Source organism: Streptomyces sp. NPDC007856 (genome assembly GCF_042868225.1).
Lineage (GTDB): Bacteria > Actinomycetota > Actinomycetes > Streptomycetales > Streptomycetaceae > Streptomyces.
Genome location: NZ_JBIAEC010000034.1, coordinates 1 through 18,137, shown reverse-complemented (window position 1 = coordinate 18,137; position 18,137 = coordinate 1). Strand labels below are relative to the sequence as shown.

Below are 18,137 nucleotides of genomic sequence, written 5' to 3'. Positions count from 1 at the left end.
GCAGTCGAACCGGATCTCATTGCTGGTCATTCACCGGACCCGGCCCCGAGCTGACCGGCAACCGCATCCGCACCACGGCCGCCAAGCTCGAGCTGATACCAGGTGCCCGGCTTACCGCCGAGGTCGGCCGGGTCCGCCGGGCCAACCGGGACGAACCCTGTCTTGGTCAGCACCCTCTGGGACGCGGCATTGTTACGGGAGGTGGCCGCCCGCAGTGTGCGCAGCCCGTGCCGCGCCACCGCCAGCCGGCACAGCTCCCGGACGGCCGCGGTCGCCACGCCGCGGCCGGCGACGTGCTGTGCGACCCGGTAACCGAGCTCAGCAGTGGCATCCCTGAAGCGGTACAGGTTGAACCGGCCCAGAATCGAGCCATCCTCGGCAACGCGCACGTAGAAGGCGCCGATGCCGGCCTCTTGCTCAGTCAACAAGGCGCTGTACCGGTCGGCGAACTGGTCGAAGAACTCGTCTCCGCGGTCGGAGACCGAGGCAGCGAAGTAGGCGCGGTTCGCCAGCTCGAAGGCCAGGACCGCCGGGGCATGGCCGGCATGCAGCGGCTTCAGCTCGGGCACCGCCCGACTCTACCCTGATGATGCGTTGAGGCCACCTGAGTTTCCGCCGGCGGCAGACGAGCCCCGCGGGTTCGACCGGGGAGTGTCGGCGAGCTCGTATCGGCCGAACTCCGTCAGGACAACCCCGCGCGATGCGTCTCTGCCTCCTTGTCACCCCTCCGCCGGAGGTGGGGACGGCTTGGGGCCGTGGGGCGCGGAGTCGGGGAGGAAGAAGTGCATGTGCGAGTCAGTACGGCATTCACGTATTTCCCTCCCCCTCCGCCCCCACCCGGGAGCGACATGGACACAACAATCATCGGTTGCCTGAATGATCGTCAAGGAAGTGCGGAGAATATGAGGGAGACTTGTGGTAGAGATCTTTACCGCCTTCGGCATGTCAGGGCGAGGGGTGGGTCGTTGAGTGTCAGGCCGGTGCCCGCTATGAAGCCGTCAATGGTGTGGGGCTTGCTGCAGGCGTTCGAGCCGGTTGCGGACGGGGACTTCGAGCCGGTCGAGGGCCATGACGGAACGGGCGGGGGTGTGGGTCACATCATGATGGACGGCGGAGGGCCCGGTGCCGTCGTGTGCCGGGCGGCGGGTGAGGGGCCGGTGGAGGGAAGGTTGCCCGCGGGCGAGTTGGGGGAGTTCGACCTCAACATCGACGACGCGGGTGTCCACGTGTCCGCGTCACAGGGTGCCGCTTCGGGGGAACCCTCGCGGGGGCGAATGCATCTCCCTGGCCGGGAGGCAGGAGCGGTGGCACCCGGCCTCCGCAGGGTCGCTTCCCAGGGGGAGTTCTCGTGGCACGGCGGACAGCGACAGTCTCCGCTATCAGCCTGACGGTGATGGCGGCTGCTGTGGCGTGCGGTCCAGCGCATCCGGACGCCAGGAAGCCGGGCGCCGAGCCGTCGTCCCGGGCGACGGCGGCGACCCCCGGCGGGGGACGGACGAGTGTGTCCCCCACGGCCTCGGCGGGAGCCGCATGCGGGACCGCGCAGCTGCGATGGAAGCTGACACTCCTCGCCGACAAGCCGAGCAAGGCGCCGACGGCTCTGCTGAGCGCGACCAACACCAGCGCCGCGCCCTGCGCCTTCGACGGCTATCCGAAGGTGCAGGCGTACGCCGGCAAAGGCCCTGCCGTCTGGTCGGAGCCGAAGGCCAAGGCGCCGGTCCAGCTGGTGTTGAACCATGCCAAAACGGTGGACTTCCCGCTCTTCTACCCGGCATACCCTTCCGCAGACGGTTCCTGCGCCATCCCCGTCGACGACGCCCCGCGCATCGAGGTGCTGCCACCGCACCCCGCGTCCACCGACTATGGCGCTTCGCTGCAGATCACCGACCCGCACGGCCGGCATGTGACCCCGGTGTTCTGCGACACCATTCACGTGGGCGCACCCCATCCGCGGTAGACGGCGACAAAAGCCGTACGTACGTTCGATTGTTGTGCGATCATGGCAACGGTGACCGCTGACCACGGTCTACCGCGATGCCGTCTCACGGGACGGCAGGGGGAACGCATCGGGGGGTGCACTGTGCGCTGGACTGGATCATGGGGGCGTCCCGGCCTGTCCACACATGAGGGCCCGCGCGTCGAACGGCCCGAGCCGGGCCGTCTGCCGAGCATCTCATCTGTCATGACGCCCGGTGTGCCTGACCGGCGAGCACGATCAGCCGCCACGGCTGAAACGCCGACACTCCGCTCCGTGGCGAGGAACTGAACTTCTCGCCGGCAAGACCGGCCGCGCACTCCGCGCCGGCCGTCCATTCTGTGCGTGGCCCGGACTCGTGGAGCTCTCCGGCCTGCCTTATCTGGAGCAAATTAAGTTGCATAATACACGAATAGCGGGGAGTGTGTTCGCGTTGTGCGCCGCACTTCTGCTGGGCAACGCCGCCGTGGCCCGAGCCGCCGCATCTGCCCCGGCCACCACCAGACAGGTGACGGCCAAGCCGAACCGCACCGACCACACGACGGCCGTCGCGAGCCCTTCGGCGTCCTTCACGCCTTCGTCGGCCAACAGCGGCAGTTGGACGGTTCAGGACGCCATCCGGTTCTGGACGCCCCAGCGCATGGCCTCGGCCACCGACCCCTCGGGTCGCATCGCTCAGCCGCAGGGCTGGACGGCGCCGCACCGGAAGCGATCCGTCGCCACCGGGATCAACGGCGAGCACTTCGACGGCATCAAATCCGTCGGCACGCTCTTCACCACCACGAGCGACATGAAAGCCCATCACTGCACGGCCAGTGTGGTACGCAGCCCCGGGCGCAACCTCATCCTCACCGCCGGGCACTGCCTCGGCAGCAACGCGGCGTTCGTGCCCAAGTACGACCACACCAAGTCGGCGGGCGACCAGCAGTACGGCATCTGGCCCATCAAGGAGTGGTTCCGCGACTCCCAGTACGCCTCGGACCGGAGCGCCAACTCCGATCTGGACTTCGCCTTCGCGAGCCTGAAGGAGAACGGCGGGCGCAACGTCCAGGACGTCGTCGGCGGCGCCAACACCCTCGCCCGAACGCCCGGGTTCGTCAACCAGGTGACCGTGATCGGCTATCCCATGGTCAAGTACGATGCGCAGGACCGCGCGTTCCACTGCCCGAATGTCTGGACGACGCCGCTGCCGGCCTACAACCAGATGCAGATCGACTGCGCCGGCATGTGGGGAGGGGTCTCCGGCGGACCGTGGTTCTCCAAGTTCGACGCCTCCGGCGACACCGGCGAGATCATCGGCAACGTGGGCGGCTTCCTGCAGGGTGGTCCCGATGTGAAGACCGACAATCCGCTGTACAACCGCATCACCTACAGCCCGCTGCACGGCGACCGGTTCTTCCAGCTTTACGACGACGCCCAGCAGGGCCTGCACACCGACCACGGCCCCTACCACCAGCCGCCCCTGCCCTACTCCATGGGCAGCGGGACGACGTGGGAGCATGCCAAGCTGATGGCCGCCGGCGACTTCAACGGCGCCGGACACAGCGACCTGATCGTGGTCTGGACCGACGGCGAGGTCACCCTCTACACCAACGACGGCCAAGGCCACTTCATCTCCGAACGGCAGTTGCTGGCCCCGAACTCGACCTGGACCCATGCGGAGACCATCACCGCGGGCGACTTCACCGGGTCGAACCAGTTCGACCTCATGGTCCGCTGGTCCGACGGCGAGGTCACCCTCTACGGCGACGTCGGCACCAATGGCCTCAACGTGCCCGGCACCCAGTTGGCCGCCCCCCACACCATCTGGGAGCACGCGACCCAGATCGCCGCAGGCCGCTTCGGCTCCTCGACCTACGTCACGGACCTGATGGTGCGCTGGTCCGACGGCGAACTCACCCTCTACACCAACGTGGGCGCCGGAGGCTTCGGACAGGAACACAAGCTCCAGGACTCCAACTCCACCTGGACCAACGCCACACTGCTGACCGCCGGCGAGTACTCCGGCAACCAGAAATGGGACCTGATGGTGCAGTGGTCGGACGGCGAGCTCGACAACTACGTCGGGACCACCACCTCCGCCCTCGGCACCGAGGCACGCATCCAGAACCCCAACGACCTGTGGACCCACAACACAGTCATGACGACCGGCGACTTCACCCCCAACCACCGCACTGACGACCTCATCGTCCGCTGGTCCGACGGCGAGACCACGCTGTACGCCGACACCGGCATGAGCACCCTGGGCACCGAGCACAACCTGGTTCCCAAAGCCTGAGGAAGCGGTCCGAGCCCTACGAAACTGGTTGAGTGCGGTCGGCACCATCCGCCTCGCCGTGCTCAACCGGGACCTGTCCTCAGCCGGGGCCCCGCCACGCCGTTCCGGGCCGTACCTGTCCACGCCGTGGTGACGGAGCCGGGCGAAGCGCCCCTGATGAAAGACGGCGGTGGTCGGGGTGGTGGCCGACCCGGACAAGGGGGTCATGGTCGGGCTCGTGGTCGGGCCGACCATGGTGGATAAGGGAGCAGAAATCTGTGCCCTCTGTCCACAGGGCGTTAGTTGGAGCCTGCTGGGACGACGCCGTGACCCGCAAGGCGGCCACCGTAAGGAGGGTTGATGCCGTATCTGATCCCGTCCCGCACGCCGCTCACACCCGGGCAAGTGTGGAGCGGGGCTTGGTTCGCTACACCGACCGGCTCGCCGAGGTCGGGGTCGCCGCGTCCGTCGGCTCGGTCGCGGACTCGTATGACAACGCGATGGCCGAGGCGCTGAACGGCACCTTCAAGGCAGAGCTGATCGAGATGCAAGGACCGTGGCGCGACGTCGACCAGGTCGAGCGGGCGATCTTCCAGTGGGTCACCTGGTACAACAGAGGAACGGCTCCACTCCACCCTCGACTACGTACCGCCCGCCGAGTACGAACGCGAGTGGTGGCGACAACAGGAAGCCACCCCGCAGTCCGCCTGAAACAAGATCACGGACTCTACGAAACTCGGGGCAGCTCAATCAGACCCGGAGCGGAACTCCCGCCGGAGGTGCGGGTGATCCTGCACTTCACCGGCGAGACGATGCCGGCGCAGTGGCTGGAGGCCGTCCGGCAGAACGGCGAGAGCTACAGCAGTCGCGACCAGAGCGTCGCGATGGAATTCCAGAGCCTCTCACCGGCCCTGGCCACCGAGCTTCCCTGGGGGATCGAGCGGCAGGTGCAACTGGGCATGAACATCGACGCCGAGGCCACGGCGAAACCGCGGCTGACTACGGCGGCCGGCCTGTCAGCCGGGTCAGGGTGCGGTGAACAGGGTCGGGAAGCGGGGGGCCAGCCAGGGCCGAGGGCCCCAGGCGAGGACCTGCCCCCGGGCGATGGCACGCCAGGGATTTAGCCGGCCGAGCGCGATGAGCAGGAAGGCGACGGGGTCGAGCAGGATGGTGCAGTCCGCGCGGCGTCGCGTCGCGCCCGGGATAACCTGCACGGCCCCGTCGGCCAGGGCCACGCCGAATGTCTCGCCCCCACGCAGCCGGATCCGGTAACGGGCCGCGAGCCCTGCCGTGGCTGACGGGTCCGCGACACGCGGCATGACCGAGAGCATGAATGGCATGCACAACCCCACCCGTGCCCGGTCGACCATGTGCGGGCGTTTCAGGGCGCGGGCCAGGTCGTATCCATGACCGAGCATATGCGTGAGCAGATACGACGCCAGAACGGACCGGTTCATCGTGCCCAGGGGTGTGGCTGGTGCGGGGCCGTGGGCCGCAGGGTGTGAGACAGCGTCCAGGAATGCCTCGGCCTGCTCCGCGATCATCGTCGCGAGTGGCTCCGCCCGACGTTCTGCGAAGTCGGCGAGGGACTGGGCGTTGGCCTCGGCCAGGCTTTGAGGCGTTCCGTCGCCGTAGGGGCGCTCCCGTCCGGCTGCCAGGTCGGCCATCAGTTCGTTGGCTATGGCCAGGTGGGCGGCGGCCTCGCCGACGGTCCATTTTGACCCCGGCACGGCAAGCGCAGTGTCGCTCGCGCTGCGCACCAGCGCGGCGATCTCCTCAGCAGTGCCACGAATCGCCTGCGCCAGCCCGTCGGGCAAGGGCCACGAGCCGTCCTGCCGTACCGTCGTGTGCACGTTGCTCGCTCCGCTCCCCACCCTGCCCGGCACGCGCCATATGCCGGGGGCGGTGGTACCCAACCAGACTTGCACCGCGCCCGGCAAGCCCTGCGGCCGTGAGCCCTGTTGCCACTGCTTCCTTTTCTACCGGGCAAGGCCTGTAAGAGTGAAGCATTGCCGGTCGGGAGCGGGACAGAGGCGCTGATGCTCGCGGGCGGCGTGGTAGCTGCTAGAAGGCTCATGAAGATCTTGGTGAGGGGCTGTCCGGCCGGAGGCCGGGCGCCCCTGTTCGCCGTGCGCGGTTCCTCGGCGAGGTAGGTGAAGACCATCGCCTCGAAGTGCTTGCGGACGAACTGCCCCGGCCGCGTCCCGTCGACCACGGCCTTCTGCCAGTTCTGCGTGGCGAAGGAGATGTCGACCCGCGTGCCGTCCTCGCCGATCGCGCTGATGTACTCGCCGCGGGCGGCCTCATTGCGCTGCGCGTGCGCGAGCGCATCCAGCACTCGCCCGTCCTCCGAGGTGGCGGTGAACTGCTTCTCGGCCAGGTCGAACATCAGCGTCCGGTCCCGGCCGATCTGCCCGTACAGCAGCACCTCCCAGAAGTTGCCGTGGTGAGCGGAGACCTTCTCGATCTGCTCGTACTGCTTCGCGAACCCGCCGAAGCTCTCCACGGTTTTCGTGACTGTGCCGAGCCCGGCGGCCTGCACCACCAGGGCCTTCATCAGGGCGAGGACGGCCGGGGAGACCTCGCCGTCCAGGCGCCGGGCGACCTCCTCGACCGACGCCTGTTTGTCCAGCTCCTGGAGGGCGGCCACGGCCTCCGCGGTCATCGCGAAGGCCATCTGAACGGAGGCGACCGTGCCGGAACGCCCGGGCGGTGCTTGGGAGAGGACCGTCTCGGACACCGAAGTGGAGGTGACCAGCGAGCCAAGGTTGCACAGCCATGTGGCCAGCACGAGCAGCCACACCGCCATCGTCGGGCCCGCGGTGCCCGCCAGCAGCAGCCCGCTCGCCGCCATCACCCGCAGACCGGTGACCAACACCGGCCGCGGGGTGTACTTCCCCACAAGGCGCCCGGCCAGGATGACGGCACCGGCGATCAGCAGGGTGCCGGGCAGGTACAGCAGGCCGATGGCCTCGGCGGACAGCGACAGGACGATACTCCCGAACTGTCCCAGGACGATGCCGAGTCCGGCCGCGAGAAAGTTCAGCGTGAGGGTCGCCGCCAGGGCCACGCTGAACGGTGTGCTACGGAACAGCGCCAGGTCCAGCGCAGGCTCACGAGTGCGACCTTCGTGGAGCACGAAAAGCACTGCGACGACCGTGCTGATCGCCAGCGGCACCCAGGTCTCGGGCTGGGAGATGCCGTTCTGCGCCGCCGCGAGGCCAACGACGAGGGCCAGCAGGGCGGTCCCGATCATTGCCACACCGACCATGTCCAGGCGACGGCCCTGCTGGACGGGTGACTCCGGGACGCAGCGGGCCGTCAACCAGAGCGAGACCAGGCACAGCAGCGGGGCAATCAGGAACAGAGACCGCCAGCCGATGGCCGCCACCATCCAGCCCGTGAACGCGGGGACCGCCCCGCAAAGGATCATCGTAACGGCCAGGCGGGACCCGCTGGAGCCTGCGGCGCACGACGGCTCTCGTGATGGCCGCCAACGCCGTGTCGGGTGCGCTGCCCGGCGGAGCGGCGTTCTCCGCCGCCTGGGGCTTCCGGCAGCTGCGCCGCCGGGGCGTCGAGCAGGTGCTCACGGCCGCCGTGCTGGTCGTGGCCGGTGGACTGTCGGTACTCGCTCTGGCTGTCCTGCTCGTGGCCGGCGTGGTCGCCGCGGGACCGGCGGGGCTGCGCACCGTTCTGCTCCCTGCGGCCGGGGTGCTACTGGTCCTGGGGATCGCCCTGGCCGTCTTCGGAGCAACCCGTCTCCCCGTGCCTCCGTAAAGCGGTGGGTCGAGCGTGGACAGACGCCGGGCTGCGCTCCCGCCGCATCCCTCAGGGCCAGGAGGCACTCGTCCACCTGGTCGAGCAGGCCCGCAGCCTGCAGCCCGGCCTGCGCCCCTGGCTGCCACCGTTCGCGTTCGCGCCGCTCAACTGGGTCTTCGGCGTCGCCTGCCTGGCCATCGGCCTGCGGGCGCTGGGCATCGGCGTGCCCTGGCACAGTCTGCTGCTCGCCTATGTGCTCACCCAAGCCCCCCAGCAGCCTTCGCCTGACCCAGGCAGCCTCGGCATCGTCGAGACGAGCCTGTCCGCACTGCTCGTCCTGTCCCGTCTTCGGCCCGGACCGGCGATCGCCGCGACGCTCCTGTACCGGGCCGTCAGCTACTGGGCCCTGCAGCCCGTCGGCTGGGCGAGCTGGCTCGCCCTCACGCTCCGGACCAGTCCGCCGCGCCCTCCCCGCCCCGCCACTCGACACGACGCAGAAATCCCCGTCCGTAACAGTCGAAGAACGTCGCCTGCATTGCCTCCGGGGTAGGTCCGCGACCACCGCCAGCGTCCCCACCGCCACGGCTCCGACCACCACAACCAGCACCACGTCCCCCGGCGGACAGCGACACCGCACCTCCCCCGGCGACCAAGTCGAAGGCAGACACCGCCCTCCCACTTTGTCTATCGCTGGTGCGAGCCCCCTCAGCTTGATGCTCCACGCCCGGACCAGGATGGGGCCGACCAGGCCCGCCGCAGTACCGTTCGGGCAACGCCGAGCCGCCGGAGGTTCCGGGACCATGGGCTGGGTGGCTGCGGCGCCAGGTCGGCGAGGGCGGTCAGGGCTTCGCGGCTGGGGCGGCCGACGCGGATCGGCGGTGATGGACTGGAGGCCAGGACGGCGCCGTGGAGCACGGGCCCTCTGAGCTACTGGTGACACGGCAGGAACAGACGACACCCTGCTGGCCATCCTGGACGACGCCATGGCCGCCCAATCCGTCGCCGACCGTGCGGTGGCCGCGTGCGGCCGTCCGGGCCGCAGAATCCAGGCCGGGGCCTGGAGAAGCCGCCCCGCCCTGCCACGTCGACTGGGCGATCTGCTCACACATGGAAGAATTGACCTAAAAACTATTGACTCGGGGCATACCGCGTGCATCGTGGTTAGTAGCCCACAACACCGAAAGAGTCACAAAATCGACGAGGACGTCTAGTCGGCGGAGTGAACTTGGACAGGATGTGGATCAGGCCCCCGGCAAGCCGGCGCGATACCGGAGCGACAGTGACGACTGAAGCCCCAGGACACGTGCAGCACTACCGGGGACTGTTTTTTGCTCTCGGAGCCTTCACGCCGGATCCTGACCTTGGTGCGAAGGCTTTGCCACGGCTACGCTCTCCCCACGGAACCGAAGAGCAACAAGCGCGGCCTCCGTCGCCCGCCGAGCGGCGCTGTAGAGGACCCCGGCCAGGTCCCGCGCGGTGCTCTTCGACACGGCCAGCCAGCAGTGCGTATAGCACGCCACCTGCCCGGTCCTCGTCGTCCGCACCGCCAGCCGCTGAGCATGTGCGGCTCCGACTGACCCCCAGCCCCTGACGCATCGGCGGCAGGTCCTCAGCCGGGCCGGCTCCAGTCGGCGGCCTCGGGCAGGTCGGTGCCGTGCTCGCGGATCCACCCCTGGTGTCCGAAGCGGACATCGGCCATCTGCTGGCGTACCCCGGCGGCGCGCACGCCGAGGCCGGACACGCGGTCGATGACGTCCATGACCAGCCTGTAGCGGTCCAGATGCGGACCACCATGTCGACGGGGTCGTGGTGGTTCCCTCCTCCTTGTATCCGCGCACGTGCAGGTGCGGGTGGACGGCGCGGCGATAGGCGAGGCGGTGGATCAACCACGGGTAGTCGTGGTAGGCGGCGACCACCGGCTTGTCGCGGGTGAACAGCGTCGAATTCGGCGTCCGGCATGCCGTGCGGGTGTTCCTTGGCCGGCATCAGGCGGGCGATGTCGACCACGTTGACAACCCGCACCGTGTGCTGCCGCAGGAGGCTTGCGGCGGCCAGCGCCCGATGGTGGGGACGTCCCCTGCGCAGGCGAGCACCACATCCGGCTCCCGGGCGCCGTCATCGGTACCGGCCAAGTCCCAGATGCCCGCGCCGCGGGCGCAATGGGCGCGCGCCTCGTCCAGCGACAGCCAGTCGTGGCAGGGCTGTTTGCCCGCGACGACGAGGTTGACGTAGTCCCGGCTGCGCAGTACGTGGCCAGCGACCGCCAGCAGGGTGTTGGCGTCCGGCGGCAGGTAGACCCACACCACCTCGCGTGCCTTGTTCAGCACGTGGTCGATGAAACCGGGGTCCTGGTGGGAGAAGCCGTTGTGGTCCTGGTGCCACACGTGGGAGGTGAGCAAGTAGTTCAGCGAGGGGATCGGGGCCCGCCAGGGCAGGCGGCGCGATGTGCGAAGCCATTTGATGTGCTGGTTGGCCATGGAGCCGACGATGTGGACCAATGCTTCGTAGCAGGAGAACAGGCCGTGCCGGCCGGTCAGCAGATGGCCCGCCCAGCCAGCCCTGGCGGGTGCGCTCGGAGAGGATCTCCATCACCCGACCGCCGCGGGCCAGGTGTTCGTCACTCGGCAGGATCTCGGCCTGCCACGCCTTGTTGGTGGCGCCGTAGAGGGCCTGGAGCCGGCTGGCGGCGGTCTCGTCGGGGCTCACGACACGGAAGTCTCGCCGATGGGCGGTGTCGGCCATCACCTGTTGGAGGAGGCGGCCGAGCACAGCGGTGGGTTCGTGCAGGCTACCGCCGGGGGTCTCCACCGGCACCGCGTACTTCTCCAGCGGCGGCATGGGCAACTCGCACACGAGCAGGCCGCCGTTGGCGCGGGGGGGGGGCGCACCCAGCCGCCGCTCGCCCCCGGGGATGTGAGCCAGCACCTGGGTGCGGGGACGGCCGTGGTCGTCGAAGAGTTCCTCGGGCCGGTAGGAGCGCAGCCACTCCTCCAGCTGCCGCAGGCTGAGCCGCCTTGTAGCGCGCTTGGTGCCGCTGGGTGTCCTCAAGGGCTAGCAGGGGACGGCCTCGCACATGGCCGGCACCGGGCCGCAGCTCGCCGGCGGGGAAACGCACGACATCGCGCTCCTCGACGGCAGGACCGGTCAGTGAGGCGTGGCCTCGGCCGTCAGGCGGTGCTGCAGACGGGCGTCGAGGGAGTAGCGGCCGGCGCCCACGATGAGCAGGAAGACGCCGCCACACAGTTGGGCGACCTCTACGCGGGACTCGTGGGCGAAATCCCACCAGCCGGTCTCTCCCTTGAACAACGCCCCGTGTCCCCACAGAAGCGGCAGTTTCGTGATCGCCAAGGCGCAGATCATGTCGATCACCATGGGCACTGCGGCCAACCGGATGGGCAGCCCTGCAAGGATCAGCAGGCCGCAGCCGATCTCGAAGACTCCGTCGAGCGTGGCGAAGAAGGCAGGCGCGGGGATACCGACCTTGTCGAACCGGCCGGTGCCCAGCGAGTCGGTGCGCACGAGCCGCGGTCGTCTACTTCCGCCGCGTCGACCCGGTGAAGTCGATCGTCGAGATCGAGGACGTGTCGTCCGCGATGAGCCAGATCGCCCAGACCACCGTGCGCAACGTCGTCGGCCGTTCCCTGCTGGACCAGGTGCTCACCGACACGGAGACCCTCAACAGCCGGATCAAGGACATCCTCGACGGGCTCACCCAGCAATGGGGCATCTACGTACTGCTGGTGGAGCTGAAGGACATCGAGCTTCCGGCGGGAATGCAGCGGGCCATGGCCCCTCAGGCCGAGGCCGGGCGGGAGAAGCGTGCCAAGATCATCGCTGCCGAGGGGGAGGCTCTGAGCGCCAACCGCCTCGCCGAGGCTGCCGACGTCATCAGCGACCACCCGATCGCCCTGCAACTGCGCAACCTGCAGATCCTCGCCGAAATCGCCGCGGAGAAGAACTCGACCATCGTCCTCCCGGCCCAGTTCCTCGAAGGCGTCCGCGCACTGACCCGGTTTGTCGAAGGCGAAGCCGGAAAGGGCGCGGCGTCTCCGCCGGAACTTCGGACACGCAGGGAACCGGTGGGAAGCGGCAGCTCCGTCCCGGTCTGAGCCGGGCGGCGGCGCTGGAGCACCCAGAAGCGGGAGCTGTCGGAAAAAGGGGTCCCTGCCCGTACCGACGAGGCCGGAATCGTCAGCAGGGAGCTGAGCGTGCATACCACCTGGGACGGCAGGCAGGCCGATGTGAAGGTCCGGTACACCGGCACCTCCGAGTGGTTCACCCTGGCTGGCAGCCCGGTGCCGTGCCCTTCTCAGCAGGACAGCCGGAACCTGCACCAGGCGGTGGTGGAAGCCGTGCGGGCCGACGGCGGCACCACCGTCCCGCAACACGACCGGCTGAGGGCGCACCCTTGAGTACCGGTGAGAACCGGCGTTCTGCCGCTCCCAGAAGGCTGTTCAGTCACGGGACATGGGGTCGGCGTAGCGCAACAGCACGCCCACACCCTCGCTCAGCCACAGCTCCTGCTCGGGCACCACGACGAGTTCGGCCCTCGAGCCGACGAGGGCGCGGGCCAGGGCCGCGTCGGCCCGTTCTTCGCTGATCTCCCGTATTCCGTAGGAGCGCAGTTCTTGTTCGGTGAGGGCGAGTTGGCCGGGTTCCGGGCCTGCCCACAGGCGGAACGGCGACTCGGGGTGGTCGTTGAGGAAAAGGGCCTTGACCATGCCGCGTTGCAGCGCCGACACGGCGGGCGCAACGCCTTCCGCGAACGCTCCGTCGCGGGCCCGCTCGGCGAGGAAAGCGTCCAGCAGTGCCCGGTCGTGCGCGGCCATGCGCCCTGTGAAGAGGCTTTCGAGCCGCCGCTCCAGCAGTGCCCGCCCAAGCTCGGACTCGCCGGCTCCCTCCACGGTGGAGACCTGCCCGCGCAGGGAGGCCGGGAGCCGGTGGACAAGGATTCCGCGGGCCCAGACGTCTCCGGCGACGACCACCGTCTCGACGTCGATGCGCCGTGCGTGACCTTCCAGCTCCCGGCCGACCTCTCCGACAGCGCGTGACCAGTCCGATACCGGGATCTCCTCGTCCAGACGGTGGCCCGGCGTGACCTTGGTCAGCGGCCATGTACCCGCCTCGGCCTCGATCCGTACGGTGCCGGTGGCATCCGTCGAGTGACGGCCGCCGTAATGCACGTGCACCGCCAGGTACGGGATCGCGGGCGCATGCTGGACGATCAGCGGCATGGTGTCCGGCAGCGTCCCGAAGTGCGCGGTGTCCCGTGCAGGCGGTGCGGGCAACTCGTCCAGCAGGGCCAGGTGTCCGTGAGCGGTGAACACGGCCTGACCATGCGTGCCGGGAACGTCCGTGTCGCTGCCCATGGTGCCCGCCACCGCGGTGATCGTGTCCCGGTCCGCTCCCTCGGACATCAGTGCGTCCCGAAGATGCCGCCAGCGGAGTTGTACGGCGGCATCGGGCTCCTCGATGGCGGCGTCACGTGATGTGTCCAGATAGACGGACGCGAAAGGACCGGGCTGCTTGTAGAGAGGTTCCAGGAAGGAAAGTCTCATGGTCACTCCCGAGTGGGCTGCCGGCGCCACGTGCCACCACGCCCGGGATGCCGCCGTACCAAGGCACGTTCCGGTTGGCGCGCCGCGGCTCTTCCAACTCCAGGATGCGCCCGCCCGACGAGCCGCGCTTGCCCACCGCACGAGCCGCGGGCGCCTGGCACCGACGGGCCCGACAGCCCGCCGGAGGTACCCGAACGGCGCTTCTGCGCGCGCCACCTCCCGGGGGCATCCTGAACGAAGTCAGGGAAAGACGGCAGGGTGCTCGGCCAGAACGGCGAACCGCCCTATCGGGTGCGCTACGAAGACGGTCGCGAGACAGAGATCTTTCCCGGCCCAGGATGCGTGATCGAGACCCGTCCGGCACACGAAGCCCCGTTCGGGCAGCCGCACCGGGAGAGGCAGTGACCGGGTACACCGCAGGCGGGAACAGCTCCGCGCCGCCTCGCGGCCGGCCTGAACCGCGCGGGGCTGGGCACCCCGCTGTTCGACCTGCTCACCGACATGGAGGAGGCCGACCGGGCCCATGTCTTCGACACGGGTATCCTCGCCCGGCGGCTCACGCACGCCACCGGCTCGCTGCGCGGGCAGCCCGAGGCTCAGCGGCTGGCCATCGGCTAATTCGGCGCCAGCACCGGTGCTGCCCCCGCGCTCTGGGCAGCCGCCGAGCCTGACGTGCGGATCGCTGCGATCGTCTCCCGCGGCGGCAGGCCCGACCTCGCCGGACCACAGCTGCCGGCTGTGACCGCCCCCACCCTGCTCGTCGTCGGCGGCCACGACCGACTTGTACTCGACCTCAATCGTGCGGCGCAGGCCCTGCTGCGATGCGAGAACCAGCCCGCGATCCTCCCCGGCGCGACCCACCTCTTCGAGAGGACCGCCACCTCGCCCACGTCCTGCGCACCTGGCTGCATACATTCCGCGACAGGCTCACCGTCGATGTGACCGCCAACTTCGCCGCGCGACTGCCCGAACTGGTGCGTGGCGCCTACTACGACGGCTTGGGCCCCAGTGTCGCACCGGTCAAGTATGTCCGCCAGGCGTACGTAGACCGCTTCGTCCATGAAGCCGAGGTCACCGTCCCCGATGTTCCCGGGGGCCGCACATTAGGGCGCGCTTCGTTGATGTGGCAGCTCGAGGACGTACACACCTGTCAGTCGGCTTTTGGTCACTGGCTGACGGTGGCCTCGGTCCTGAGAGGGCCTGACCGGAAGGCCCCCATCAGGGCCGTTCGACCCCTGCCACCGAGGAACGACCGGGTTGAGGCTGGTAGACGGGGTTCATGCCGACCGAAGGGGGCGTGGGATTGGTGATCACACGAGTGCGGATGCCGCACCGGCACCTGACACCGCCCGCCAAGCCTGGGCCGCCGCGCGAATCGCCCACGCCTCCCTCCCGGCAACCACAGCCGCTCGGCGGACGCTGGATGTTCTGGTGGATCCTGATGACGCTCGTCATGGTCCTGCTGCTCTCGCGCGCTCGGTCCGGGCCGCACACGAGTTCACTCTCCTACAGCGACTTCGTCGGCAAGGTCGGCGCCAGCCAGGTGCAGATGGTCGACATCAACGACAAGGGCGCGGTCAGCGGCACCCTGAAGGACGGCACGAAGTTCACCACCCAGATCCCCACCGCGCTGGGCACCGGGGCCCAGCTCCAGCAGCAGCTGACCTCGCACCACGTGCAGATCAAAGCCAGCCAGAGCAGCAGCGGCGGTTCGACATGGTTGTCCGTGCTCTTCTCGTTCCTGCCGTTCCTGTTGCTGATCGGCATCTTCGTGTGGATGGGGCGCCGTGCCGCAGGGTCGGTGACCGGCGGGCTGAGTGCCATCGGACGCTCGCGGGCAAAGATCATCGAGGCGGAGCGACCCACCACCGGGTTCGGCGACATCGCCGGCTATGGCGGTGTCAAGCAGGAGATCAGCGAGGTCGTCGACTTTCTGCGCAATCCCGCCCGGTACACCGCCGCAGGCGCCAAAGGCCCCCGTGGCGTGATCATGGTCGGGCCACCCGGTACCGGCAAGACGCTCTTCGCACGAGCGGTCGCCGGCGAGGCGGACGTGCCGTTCCTGTCCGTAACCGGCTCCGCGTTCGTGGAAATGTTCGTCGGGGTCGGCGCCTCCCGGGTGCGCGACCTGTTCGACGAGGCCCGCAAACGCGCCCCGTCGATCATCTTCATCGACGAGATCGACGCCCTCGGAGCACGACGCGCCGGTGGGGCCCAGCTGGGCGGCAACGACGAACGCGAGCAGACCCTCAACCAGCTGCTGTCCGAGATGGATGGCTTCGACCAGTCCAGCGGCATCGTCGTCCTCGCCGCCACCAACCGGCCCGACGCCCTCGATCCGGCCCTGCTACGCCCCGGACGCTTCGACCGGCAGGTCACCGTGCCGCTGCCCAACCAGGCCGAGCGAGCCGCGATCCTCGCGGTCCACGCCCGGGACAAGATCCTGGCTCCGGACGTCGACATGGATGCCGTAGCGCGCGCCACGCCCGGCTTTTCCGGCGCGGATCTCGCCAACCTGGTCAACGAGGGCGCCATCAACGCCGTACGGAATGACCGCACCCGGATCGAGCCGCACGACCTGGATGCCGCCCGCGATCGTGTGCTGCTGGGGCGCCGAGAGTCCTCCAACGCGCTGCTGCCCGAGGAACGCCGCTCGGTGGCTGTCCACGAATCGGGCCACGCCCTGGTCGCGGCGTTGTGTGAGCACGCCGACCCGGTGGCGAAGGTCACCATCCTGCCGGCCGGCGTCACCCTCGGCGTCACCGAGCAGCTCCCCGAAGCGGAACGCCACTTGTACAGCGAGAGCTACCTGACCGACCTTCTGGCGGTGCGCCTGGGCGGGCGCGCGGCCGAACTCATGGTCTTCGGCGAAGGATCGACAGGAGCCGCCAACGACCTGGCCGGAGCCACTCAGATCGCCACCCGCATGGTCCGCGAGTTCGGCCTCTCCCCCGAACTCGGCCCGATCGGCTATGCCTCCTCCCACCCACACTTCCTCGGTGAAACCACCGACGAGCCCGGTCGCCCGGCGTACTCGGAGCAGACCCAGCGCATCGTCGACGAGGAGGTCGCCCGCCTGCTGCGCCAGGCCGAACAGCACGCGATCACACTGCTGCGCGGCCACCGGGCCGCCCTGGAACACCTGGCCCAACAACTGGTCACCCACGAGACCGTCGACGGCTCCGTCGTCCTAGACGTCCTGCGCCAAGAACGCAGCCAGGCGGACGGAAGAGTCGATGACCACGCCCTCAACGCGTCGTCGCCTCCTGGACGAAGCGCACCCGGGTAAGCCGTCCAGCAGGACACGGTCGCCCCGGATAACGGCGATGGGGCAGTACGCGTGGTGCAGCAGGGCCATGGTGACCGAGCCGGGCAGCAGCCCCGAGAAGCCACCACGACCACGGGCACCGGCGACCATCAGCTGTGCGTCGCGGCCGGCCTCAAGCAGAGCCGAACGGACCCGGGAGCGCACCAGTCGCCGCTCCACGGCAACCCTGCCCGGTCGGCATCGTGGCCGCGTATGAGCTGATGAAGATGGGCGGCGTTCAAGTCCTTCCGGCGCCGTGAGATCTTCGGCCAGGTCGGCTTCGGCACCGGCGGCTGGGACACCGACTTCCCGAACTCCATCCTGGAGATCCTGCGAGTCGTCTACACCGAGGCCGGCGACCGCCACCGCGGCATCGTCGGCGGCAGCCAGCAGCTGCCGCTGCGCCTGTGGGAGCGCGAGCCGGGGAAGATCGTCCACTGGCCACAGGACACATCGCTGAAGTCCCTGCACGACGGTAAGCCGCGTCCTGCCGTCACCCGGCTGGACCGTCCGGAGGGAACCGCATCGCGGTCACCGATGCGACCGGGGGAACGCTCACCTACAAGGCGGCTTGCTTCACCGCTCAGAGCTGGGAATCGTCCAAGCTCTTCGTTCCCGTCGACCGGCCGTTCTGCCTGGACAAGGTGATGGAGTCGTCCCTGCCGCTGGCGCACGGGAGCGTGACCTTGTCCGCCCGATCCGAGGCCGCATGCCGGTCGACGGCCTCGTGGGCGATGTCGAGTCCGCCGCCGGCCAACCCAGCGAGTGCGTTGCGCTCCTGCGACCAGAGGAACGCGGAGCCGACCCGGTCGTAGTCGCTGAGCGGGGAGGGACGGCCGAAGCGGTGTCCTTGTGGATGGATTCCACGTCCCGTACACAGACCACTGCCGTAGCCGCTGGTTACTACGTCTACGTCTGGGCCGACGGCATCCACCTGCGCATCCGTCTGCGCGAGGCGAAGGCGTGCGTGCTGGTGCTGATGGGCGTGCGCGCGGACGGCACCAAAGAGCTGATCGCCGTGAACGACGGCTACCGCGAATCGGCCGACTCCTGGGCCGGCCTGCTGCGCGACTGCCAACGCCGCGGGATGCGCGCCCCCGTCCTGGCGGTCAGCGACGGGGCCCTCGGCTTCTGGAACGCCCTGGCCGAGGTGTTCCCCGAAACCCGGCATCAGAGGTGCTGGGTCCACAGAAGCCGTAAAGAATCAACCTGTCGGTGTGTCGGTTTCTTCATGCGAGGCGGCAAGGAGATCGGGGGCGGTGCGGTAGCGGGTCGTGGCCG

At 69.1% G+C, this 18,137-nt stretch carries 16 protein-coding genes and 5 pseudogenes; 13 read left to right on the top strand and 8 right to left on the bottom strand.

Annotated elements, in window-relative coordinates; all coding sequences use genetic code 11:
- Window positions 1-26: 26 nt before the first annotated feature.
- Entirely contained in the window at window positions 27-569 is a 543-nt protein-coding gene (locus ACFYOH_RS41315; protein ID WP_388636575.1) for a GNAT family N-acetyltransferase, read from the bottom strand.
- A gap of 429 nt (window positions 570-998) precedes the next feature.
- The gene (locus ACFYOH_RS41310; RefSeq protein WP_388636573.1) at window positions 999-1,226 is read right to left on the bottom strand and encodes a hypothetical protein; all 228 of its coding nucleotides are present in this window, start codon (window positions 1,224-1,226) and stop codon (window positions 999-1,001) included.
- Window positions 1,227-1,501: 275 nt separating this feature from the next.
- Here ACFYOH_RS41310 and ACFYOH_RS41305 point away from each other — a divergent pair, with 275 nt between their 5' ends.
- The 3 genes from ACFYOH_RS41305 to ACFYOH_RS41295 all read left to right on the top strand — a co-directional run bounded on the left by ACFYOH_RS41305 (window position 1,502) and on the right by ACFYOH_RS41295 (window position 5,356).
- Entirely contained in the window at window positions 1,502-1,957 is a 456-nt protein-coding gene (locus ACFYOH_RS41305; RefSeq protein WP_388636571.1) for a DUF4232 domain-containing protein, read from the top strand.
- Window positions 1,958-2,408: 451 nt separating this feature from the next.
- Window positions 2,409-4,253 (top strand): trypsin-like serine peptidase, encoded by a 1,845-nt coding sequence (locus ACFYOH_RS41300; RefSeq protein ID WP_388636569.1) that lies wholly within the window; start codon window positions 2,409-2,411, stop codon window positions 4,251-4,253.
- A gap of 398 nt (window positions 4,254-4,651) precedes the next feature.
- Window positions 4,652-5,356 carry an integrase core domain-containing protein gene (locus ACFYOH_RS41295; RefSeq protein WP_388636567.1) on the top strand — a complete coding sequence of 235 codons (705 nt, stop codon included), beginning with the start codon at window positions 4,652-4,654 and terminating at the stop codon, window positions 5,354-5,356.
- Here ACFYOH_RS41295 and ACFYOH_RS41290 read toward each other — a convergent pair.
- Window positions 5,258-6,025 carry a maleylpyruvate isomerase family mycothiol-dependent enzyme gene (locus ACFYOH_RS41290; protein ID WP_388636613.1) on the bottom strand — a complete coding sequence of 256 codons (768 nt, stop codon included), beginning with the start codon at window positions 6,023-6,025 and terminating at the stop codon, window positions 5,258-5,260. The genes ACFYOH_RS41295 and ACFYOH_RS41290 overlap by 99 nt on opposite strands.
- Window positions 5,911-7,665 (bottom strand): MFS transporter, encoded by a 1,755-nt coding sequence (locus tag ACFYOH_RS41285; protein ID WP_388636566.1) that lies wholly within the window; start codon window positions 7,663-7,665, stop codon window positions 5,911-5,913. The genes ACFYOH_RS41290 and ACFYOH_RS41285 overlap by 115 nt, the downstream gene beginning before the upstream one ends.
- Window positions 7,666-7,718: 53 nt before the next feature.
- On the opposite strand from ACFYOH_RS41285, the gene ACFYOH_RS41280 reads away from it, so the two are divergent.
- Together ACFYOH_RS41280 and ACFYOH_RS41275 are read left to right on the top strand one after the other, a co-directional pair.
- On the top strand, window positions 7,719-8,009 hold the full coding sequence (locus ACFYOH_RS41280) for a hypothetical protein (RefSeq protein WP_388636564.1): 291 nt from the start codon (window positions 7,719-7,721) through the stop codon (window positions 8,007-8,009).
- Window positions 8,010-8,013: 4 nt separating this feature from the next.
- Complete coding sequence (locus tag ACFYOH_RS41275) at window positions 8,014-8,541, top strand: YbhN family protein (protein ID WP_388636562.1); 528 nt, start codon at window positions 8,014-8,016, stop codon at window positions 8,539-8,541.
- A 1,059-nt stretch (window positions 8,542-9,600) separates the two neighbouring features.
- On the opposite strand, the pseudogene ACFYOH_RS41270 reads toward ACFYOH_RS41275, so the two are convergent.
- A pseudogene (locus ACFYOH_RS41270) lies at window positions 9,601-10,994 on the bottom strand (phosphoketolase); the annotation flags it as partial.
- A gap of 141 nt (window positions 10,995-11,135) precedes the next feature.
- Entirely contained in the window at window positions 11,136-11,510 is a 375-nt protein-coding gene (locus ACFYOH_RS41265) for a DoxX family protein (protein ID WP_388636560.1), read from the bottom strand.
- Between ACFYOH_RS41265 and ACFYOH_RS41260 the strand changes: the two genes are divergently transcribed.
- Together ACFYOH_RS41260 and ACFYOH_RS41255 are read left to right on the top strand one after the other, a co-directional pair.
- Window positions 11,393-12,100: an SPFH domain-containing protein gene (locus ACFYOH_RS41260; RefSeq protein ID WP_388636611.1), complete on the top strand. Its 708-nt coding sequence runs from the start codon at window positions 11,393-11,395 to the stop codon at window positions 12,098-12,100. The genes ACFYOH_RS41265 and ACFYOH_RS41260 overlap by 118 nt on opposite strands.
- A gap of 36 nt (window positions 12,101-12,136) precedes the next feature.
- On the top strand, window positions 12,137-12,403 hold the full coding sequence (locus tag ACFYOH_RS41255; RefSeq protein ID WP_388636609.1) for a hypothetical protein: 267 nt from the start codon (window positions 12,137-12,139) through the stop codon (window positions 12,401-12,403).
- Between the two features lie 42 nt (window positions 12,404-12,445).
- Here ACFYOH_RS41255 and ACFYOH_RS41250 read toward each other — a convergent pair whose 3' ends face one another.
- Window positions 12,446-13,549, bottom strand: coding sequence for a hypothetical protein (locus ACFYOH_RS41250; protein WP_388636558.1), 1,104 nt, complete (start codon window positions 13,547-13,549; stop codon window positions 12,446-12,448).
- Between the two features lie 258 nt (window positions 13,550-13,807).
- Here ACFYOH_RS41250 and ACFYOH_RS41245 point away from each other — a divergent pair, with 258 nt between their 5' ends.
- The 4 genes and pseudogenes from ACFYOH_RS41245 (at window position 13,808) to ftsH (ending at window position 16,838) form a co-directional block, all read left to right on the top strand.
- Window positions 13,808-13,954 (top strand): DUF1918 domain-containing protein, encoded by a 147-nt coding sequence (locus ACFYOH_RS41245; RefSeq protein WP_388636556.1) that lies wholly within the window; start codon window positions 13,808-13,810, stop codon window positions 13,952-13,954.
- Between the two features lie 30 nt (window positions 13,955-13,984).
- A pseudogene (locus ACFYOH_RS41240) lies at window positions 13,985-14,491 on the top strand (dienelactone hydrolase family protein); the annotation flags it as partial.
- Window positions 14,488-14,859 carry a hypothetical protein gene (locus ACFYOH_RS41235; RefSeq protein ID WP_388636554.1) on the top strand — a complete coding sequence of 124 codons (372 nt, stop codon included), beginning with the start codon at window positions 14,488-14,490 and terminating at the stop codon, window positions 14,857-14,859. The pseudogene ACFYOH_RS41240 and the gene ACFYOH_RS41235, both read left to right, overlap by 4 nt.
- 113 nt (window positions 14,860-14,972) lie before the next feature.
- Entirely contained in the window at window positions 14,973-16,838 is a 1,866-nt protein-coding gene (gene ftsH / locus ACFYOH_RS41230; RefSeq protein ID WP_388636552.1) for an ATP-dependent zinc metalloprotease FtsH, read from the top strand.
- Here ftsH and ACFYOH_RS41225 read toward each other — a convergent pair.
- Window positions 16,740-17,201 (bottom strand): annotated as a pseudogene (locus tag ACFYOH_RS41225) (universal stress protein); the annotation flags it as partial. The gene ftsH and the pseudogene ACFYOH_RS41225 sit on opposite strands and share 99 nt — an antisense overlap.
- Between ACFYOH_RS41225 and ACFYOH_RS41220 the strand changes: the two are divergent.
- Both ACFYOH_RS41220 and ACFYOH_RS41215 read left to right on the top strand, forming a co-directional pair.
- Window positions 17,091-17,554, top strand: a pseudogene (locus ACFYOH_RS41220) (amine oxidase); the annotation flags it as partial. The pseudogenes ACFYOH_RS41225 and ACFYOH_RS41220 overlap by 111 nt on opposite strands.
- Before the next feature lie 206 nt (window positions 17,555-17,760).
- Window positions 17,761-18,048: pseudogene (locus ACFYOH_RS41215) on the top strand (transposase); the annotation flags it as partial.
- Window positions 18,049-18,137 lie beyond the last annotated feature (89 nt).